Raw genomic sequence first — 5212 nt, 5'->3', positions numbered from 1 at the left:
GCCTTCTCCTTCTCCGCCTCCGCCTTGGCCGCTTCCTGCTCGGCCTTGGCCTCCGCCTTCTCCTTCTCCGCCTCCGCCTTGGCCGCTTCCTGCTCGGCCTTGGCTTCGGCCTTCTCCTTCTCCGCCTCCGCCTTGGCCGCTTCCTGCTCGGCCTTGGCTTCGGCCTTCTCCTTCTCCGCCTCCGCCTTGGCCGCCGCCGCGTCGGCCTCCGCCTTCTTCTTCTCGGCGTCGGCCTCTTCCCTGGCGGCGATCTCGGAGAGGGGGCGGTCGTCCCTGTCGGTGATGCTGGTGTCGAACGCCTTCTCGGCTTCCTTGAACGCCTTGTTGACGGCCACGATGGCCTCGGCGCCCTTCGTGCTGAGCCAGTCCTGCACGGACTGCTCCCACCGGCGCACCGCCTCCTCGGCGATCGCCTTCCAGGTGGTCATGTCGCTCGGCTTGCCGTACGACTTCTCCCCGATGACGATCTCGTTCCGGAAGTTGGCGGTCGACACCACGTAGTTGTGCCAGGTGGTGTACGGCCCGGAGCCACTGGACACCGTGTCGAAGTCCGTCTTGTCGAACTGGTTGTCGATGAGGTTGAACCGGGCGTCCTGCAGCATGTCGTAGAGCCAGCGCTGCGGATTACTCTCGGCCCTCCACGCCACCCAGGCGTCCCGCAGGTTCTGCGCCTGCTCGAGGACGACGCCCTGGGCCGCGGCCAGCGCCCTGGCCGGCTCGGACGTCACCGTCACCGTGTCGATGGTGGCCGCGGAGCCCGCAGTGCCCTTGCCGTCGATCTGGTCGGCGTACCCCTCGTAGTTCCGGGCCAGCTTGTGGATGAGCTCCTTGAAGACGGCGGCCGACGTGCCGTCCCAGGAGTCGCTGCCCTCTCCGATGTTCTCGGTGTCCCACTTGCCGATGGTGACCGCACTGTCCTCGAAGAACTTGACGACCCGGTCGAACGCCTGGGCCGTCTTCGTGAAGGTGAGCAGGTCGACGTAGGTGCCGTCGCCCACCTTGATGCCGCGGTTCTCGAATCCGTGGGTGGAGTAGGGCCACATCGTCAGCTGGTCGAGGGCGGCCTTGGAACCGTAGATGTACTGGACCAGGGCGCTGGTGTCCCAGTCGAGCTTCTCGCCCTCGCTGTTCGAGCCGCCCTTGTCCATCAGGACCTTGCTCGTCTTCTCGAATTTCGCGATCACGTCCTCCCCGCTCGGGGGCGCGGCCGCGGGCGTGGCGAGGAAGGTGATGTACACACGGTACTGGTAGAGGTAGCTGCCTTCGGAGACGCTCGTATCGTTTCCGGCCGGCTGGTAGTACGGAATGGTGTAGTTGGTGTTGTGCGTGCCCCAACCGCCCGAGGAAAGGAAACCCGACGAGTACTCCGGACCTCCCTCGTCCTCCACCCGGACGTGGATCATCGGGATGCCGTCGTTGCCCTTGAGGGTGTCGAACAACGTCTTCCGCTCCGGCAGAACGTAGCCGGTGAGCAGGTCGACCGCTTTCTTCCAGTAGTCGTCGTTGTTGTCCTCGGGGTTGGCCATCGCCGAACTCCGCTACTCTTCCTCTTCGTTGCCGCCCGGATTGTCGAGATCACTGTCGACATCCTCGAAGATGTCCATGAACTCGTCCGCGGTGATGTTCTCGAGATTCTTTCCCTGGGCCTTGGCCAGCTCGTCGATCGTGTCCCACAACGCCTGTTCGAGGTCCTCGAAGAGAAGCGTCTGGTGCTCCAGGATGCGCTCGACCTCGCCCGCGCCCTGCTGGATGACCTTGTTCAGGGCTCCCCCGCCGACCACGCTGTTCTCGTCGGCCATGGGGCCGATGACGAGCGGCTTCGAGGACAGGATCGTCGTGGTCGAGATGCTGTCCGCGATGAACGAGATCGCCGGTCCGGCGCTCGGACTGTCCTTGAGGATGTTCTCCAGGGCCGTCCGGAAGCCGTCGATCTGGTTGTTGATGAAGTTCTTCAGGAATGTGCTGTCGAGGACCGTGACGGCCATGCGATCACCCTTGTGTCACCGGCCGGCGTCAGCGGCTGCCGATCCTGATGTCGCCCCACCGCTGCGACAGGTTCTGCTCCGTGTAACGGTAGTTGGAGGAGATCTCGGTGAGCAGGCCGGAGTGGTTGGCGAGCAGGGTCTTGATGTTCTGGACGGCGTTGTCCCATTTCGCCTGGACCTCGCTGTACACGTCCCGGTCGTCACCGATCCAGCTGTTGCGGAGTTCGGCCAGTTCCATCTCCAGATTGGCCAGAATGCTCATGATCGCCTGGGACTGGCTGATCATGTCGTCCGCCGCGCCTTCGGCGTGGTTGTAGTCGACGTAGATGTAGCCGTCGGAGAAGTCCATCAGAGTCCTCTATTCACCGGGAGAACGACGAGATGTGAGGGGTTCGGGTCCGCCGGGTGCGGCGGGAATCAGTTCGACGACGTGTTGGTGCCGTTGAGCTCGTCGAAGACCTGGGTGGAGCGCGAGTACTCCGCGTCGATCGAGTCGCTGGTGGATCCCTGTACCAGCCCGTGCTCCGTGAGGGTTCCGTTGAGCTCGTCGACCATCCGGTCCAGGTTGATCAGGATCGTGTCGACGTGCTCGTCCCACTGCTCCAGCAGCTTCTTGTACTTTCCGCCGTCCGCGCCCCCGTAATTCGAGGCGAGCGTGTGCGACGTGGACTGCACATCCTGCTGGCATCGCTGAACACCGGTGAAAGCCTGTTCCAGCGCCATGATCCCATTGCGGGTCGCGCGTTCTTCGGACTGCTGCATGGCCATGAGAGAACTCCCTTTTCGGCGAAACTCACCGGGCTGCGGCCCCCACTTCGCCCCGTGGGCAGACAGGGCGTCCCCGCGATCACGAACGAATCGCCGGGGTCATGGGGTGACCAGATGCTATGCAGGACGCAACTTGTTTGGCAATTACCCGCGGAACCACGAAGTCCGTCAATTACAGGCTCAATTGAGCAATGAACCGGAATTCATGCCGCTCAAGTGAGCGTCACGGTGGATCCGGCCGGACAGACCGGGCATCCGCGCCGCTCGCCGGAGCCCCGCCGCGCACCCGGCTGAACGCGCGGTGCCCGCGGGACACCAAGAATTTCCCTCCCGGCCGCTTCCCCGGCGGGGCCGTCACCCCCTACGCGCGCGGGCACCGCAGGGTCACCCGGGCCTCGCCCCCGGACGCCGCCTCGGGGGTCAGGTCCGGGCCGCTGGGCAGCATGGCCAGCATCGGGGACGGCATCGTCCGCGCCCCGACGCCCTCGTAACCCAGCGCCTTCACCGCCTCCTGGGACAGCAGCCGGTACTTCACGCCCTCCTCCGTCACCAGGTACGTGGTGTCGCCCAGTGCGCTGCCGCTCGCGCTCAACGCCCTGACCAGCGCGCCCTTTCCGGCTCGTACCGCGATGGAGTCGACCTTCAGGCAGCCCGGTTCGACCTCCGGCCCGGGCGCCTGTACGGCCTGGGGCAGTGCACTCCCGGGCAGCACCGACGTGCCCACCCGCACACCGGAGTCCGCGGAGTCGACCTCCGCGCAGGCCACCGAGCCGGTGGCGACGGTGACCGCCCGCGGCGGTTTCGAGGGCAGCCTCGCCGGCCCGGAGCCGGAGGTCCGCGCGGCGGGGGCGAGATGCCCGGCCAGGACGTCCGCGCCGAGCGTCGCCACGGCCATGTCGTCACCGGCGTACGCCTTCTCACGCGTGCGCGGGTCGCCCAGCAGGAGGGTCGCCCCGGTGTCGGTGAGGGGGACGAGACCCTCCCGCGTGAGCAGGTGGTAGCGGGCGGCGGAGCCGGGTACGCCGACCTTGAAGAGCTGCCCGATCCTGGTGCTCCGCCCGGCCAGTTCGGGACCCTCCTCCCCCCGGCCGGGTACGTCGGCGGCGGCCAGGTCGGGACCCAGCGGGAAGGCGTCGAGGAACGCCGCCGAGACGGGACGCGGGATGACGTCGCCGTACCCGAGGGCCTCGGCCGTCTTCGCCCGGCCGTCCAGGCGCAGTCTGCTGCCCTGCCACAGCAGGTAGGTGGCGTCGTCCGGGCCGGTGACCAGCAGGCCCTCGTTCTCGCCCAGTCGACGGCCCCCGGACGCGTCCTGCGGGGCGTCGGCGCCGAGGGCGAGTGTCGTCGTCGTCGTGACGACGCCCGTCGTCCGCGGGAGGATCCCGGAACACACCAGCCACGGCGAGCGGTCCAGGTCGCCCGCGCCCGGCAGCGCCTCGGGTCCGTCGGGGATGCCGACGGGCGTTCCGTGCGGGGTGCCGGCCAGTGAGGACGTGCCCACCGTGGTGACGCCGACCTCGCCGCCGGTGACCAGCCGGGCCGACGCGTAGTTGCGCACCGGGCGCAGCCGCCCGTCCAGGTACAGGTAGCGGGCGCCGGTCTGCTTGTCGACGATCAGGTTCTCCCCCGAGCGCCAGGAGTCGTTGCCGCCGGGCCGGATGAGTCCGAAGACGAAGGCGCCGGCGCACACCAGCACGGCGATGATCACGCCGATCGCGGCGCCGCGGTTGGTCCGGCCCAGCGGGCTCTCCGGGGAGTCCGGTTCGGCGCGGAGCATGGCCGAGGCCAGCCGCCCCATGATGAAGAGATGCGCCTGTACCTGGTCGCGTTTGCTGTGCATGTCGCCGTGTCTCCTCAGGTCAGCCGTTGATGCCGCGGAGCCGGCCGTAGACACCCATCGACCAGAGCGTCAGCGGCAGGATGCTGAGGGCGGCGAGTGAGTGCAGCAGCTCGGCCGCGCGCCCCCAGTAGGGGACGAGCCGCCGTCCGGGCACGGTCCACGAGGCGATGGTGATCGCGGCGGCCAGCCCCATCAGGCCGGCCGTCAGGGTCAGCCGGTCCGCCGGGGCGAGGGAGCGCGCGGAGACGAACAGCAGCAGGACCACGCCCCAGGCCCCGGCGGTGGTCAGGGCCAGCCGCTGCCAGACGTTGCCCAGCCCCCGGCTGTGCAGCAGCAGGAGCAGGGAGAGGGCCACCACGGTGAGGATCTCGGCGAGCCCCGGCGAGGCCAGGAGCGCCGCCAGGCAGGGCAGGCACACCAGGCCGATGGCGCCGTAGAGGGCGGTCATCCAGCCGTCCGCCAGCGCCGAGCGGACGTCGACGTCCGAGGAGGAGTACGGGTCGATGCCCTGCTGCAGCTGCTGGACGTCGGCCGGCAGGGGCGGCATCCGCATGCCGGCCAGCCGGAACGACAGCGACGGGACGAACCCGCCGAAGAGCACCACCACGACGGCCACCAC

At 68.3% G+C, this 5212-nt stretch carries 6 protein-coding genes; all 6 read right to left on the bottom strand.

What is annotated here, in order from left to right; translation table 11 throughout:
* Positions 1-1526 (bottom strand): AAWKG family protein (locus tag B9S61_RS39540; RefSeq protein ID WP_181007748.1); only part of this gene is annotated, 1526 nt, incomplete at its 3' end.
* A gap of 12 nt (positions 1527-1538) precedes the next feature.
* Positions 1539-1985, bottom strand: a complete 447-nt coding sequence (locus tag B9S61_RS39535; protein ID WP_103546556.1) for a type VII secretion system-associated protein — start codon at positions 1983-1985, stop codon at positions 1539-1541.
* 28 nt (positions 1986-2013) lie between these two features.
* A complete protein-coding gene (locus B9S61_RS39530) occupies positions 2014-2334 on the bottom strand; it encodes a WXG100 family type VII secretion target (RefSeq protein WP_181007747.1) in 321 nt (106 codons plus the stop codon).
* Between the two features lie 68 nt (positions 2335-2402).
* Positions 2403-2753: a hypothetical protein gene (locus B9S61_RS39525; RefSeq protein ID WP_103546554.1), complete on the bottom strand. Its 351-nt coding sequence runs from the start codon at positions 2751-2753 to the stop codon at positions 2403-2405.
* Between the two features lie 361 nt (positions 2754-3114).
* Positions 3115-4593: a type VII secretion protein EccB gene (gene eccB / locus B9S61_RS39520; RefSeq protein ID WP_103546553.1), complete on the bottom strand. Its 1479-nt coding sequence runs from the start codon at positions 4591-4593 to the stop codon at positions 3115-3117.
* A gap of 19 nt (positions 4594-4612) precedes the next feature.
* Positions 4613-5212: type VII secretion integral membrane protein EccD (gene eccD / locus B9S61_RS39515; protein ID WP_103546552.1), on the bottom strand; the 600-nt coding region annotated here is incomplete at its 5' end.

The organism is Streptomyces sp. SM1 (genome assembly GCF_002910825.1).
GTDB classification, from domain to species: domain Bacteria; phylum Actinomycetota; class Actinomycetes; order Streptomycetales; family Streptomycetaceae; genus Streptomyces; species Streptomyces okerensis.
Note: the sequence above shows the minus strand (reverse complement) of the source record. Positions and strands in the feature narration are given on the sequence as shown.